This window comes from Micromonospora sp. ATCC 39149 (assembly GCF_000158815.1).
GTDB lineage: Bacteria > Actinomycetota > Actinomycetes > Mycobacteriales > Micromonosporaceae > Micromonospora.
Window position 1 is genome coordinate 315,982 of the sequence record NZ_GG657738.1, and the last position, 1,461, is coordinate 317,442.

The window sequence follows — 1,461 nt, forward strand, 5'->3', positions numbered from 1 at the left end:
GGCGACGTCGCGGCGGGTGAGGCTGTCCTGCCCGGTGGTCGGCTCGTCGGCGAACAGGACGCGCGCCCTGGCCAGCAGCGCGTGGGCGATGACGAGGCGCTGCTGCTGGCCGCCGGAGAGCTGGTGCGGGAAGCGCCGCAGGAACTCCCGGTCGCCGGGCAGGTCGACGCGGGCCAGCACGTCGGCCACCGCCCGCCGCGCCGCCGCTCGGCGGCCCCCGGCCCCGCGTGCCGGCGGCCCGCCGGTGGCCTGCCGCCCCGGCCGGGCGTGCCGCGAGGCGACCTCGCGCAGCACCGCGCCGATCCGGCGGACAGGATTGAGCGCCGCGGACGGCTGCTGTGGGACGTACCCGACGGTGCCCGGGGACGGCGGCGTCGCCGGGGACACGGTACGGCCGGCGACCTCCACCCGGCCGGTGATCCGTACTCCGGGGCCGGCCTCTCCCAGCAGTGCCCGGCCGGCGGTGGTCTTGCCGCTGCCGGAGCGCCCGACGAGGGCGAGCACCTCCCCCGCCGCCACGGTGAACGAGACCCCGGCGAGCAGCCGACGCCCGGCGGCCTCGGCACCGAGGTCGGTCACCCGGACCTCCCCGACGGCCACGGTGGAGGCCGGCGGCTGGTGCTGACCGGTCGGCAGGGCGTCCGCGTCGTGCGGGGCGGCGCGGGCGGCGGGGACGCGCGGCCCGGCGGCAACGCGGCTGACCACGCCACGGCGGGCCTCGTCGTCAGGGCGGACGACATCGTCGCGGACGACGTCGTCAGGGCCGACGACGTCGTCAGGGCGGGCCTCGTCGTCGCGACGGACCGCGAGCAGGTGGTCGGCGACGAGGTTCACGCCGACGGCGAGGGCGACGAGGAGCGCGGCGGGCACCAGAACCGACCAGGGCTGCAACAGCAGTCCGCCGCGGTTGCGGTCCACCATGACCGCCCAGTCGGCCGCGTCGGGGGCCACGCCGATGCCGAGGAAGCTGGCCGTGGCGACGAGGTACAGCGCGCCGATGAACCGCACTCCCGCGTCGGCCAGCAGGACCCGCCGGATGCCGGTCACGACGTGGCCGACGGCGCGCCGCCACCACGTCTCCCGGTACAGCCGCATCGCCTCCATGGCGGGGCCGTGGGCCAGGGGCAGCGCCGCGGCGCGGCTGATCCGGGCGACCTCGGGCAGGCCGATCAGCGCGACGATGCCGACCAGGGTGGCCGGGCCGCGTGGCGCGGTGGCCGCCAGCAGGATCAGCAGGATCAGCGAGGGCACGGCGAGCAGCAGGTCCAGCGGGCGCATGACCAGCTCGTCGACCCAGCGGCGACGGGCCAACGCGGCCAGCAACCCCAGCGGGGCCCCCAGCAGGTACGCCAGGGCGGTCGCGGCGAGCGCCACGCCGACCACGGAGCACCCGCCGAGCAGCACCTGACGCAGCACGTCGCGCCCGACGAAGTCGGTGCCGAAGACGCCGCCGGGGTCGAA

General features: G+C 77.9%; 1 protein-coding gene. It reads right to left on the reverse strand.

Annotated elements, in window-relative coordinates:
- Positions 1 to 1,461 (reverse strand): ATP-binding cassette domain-containing protein (locus MCAG_RS34270; protein WP_007071209.1); only part of this gene is annotated, 1,461 nt, incomplete at both ends.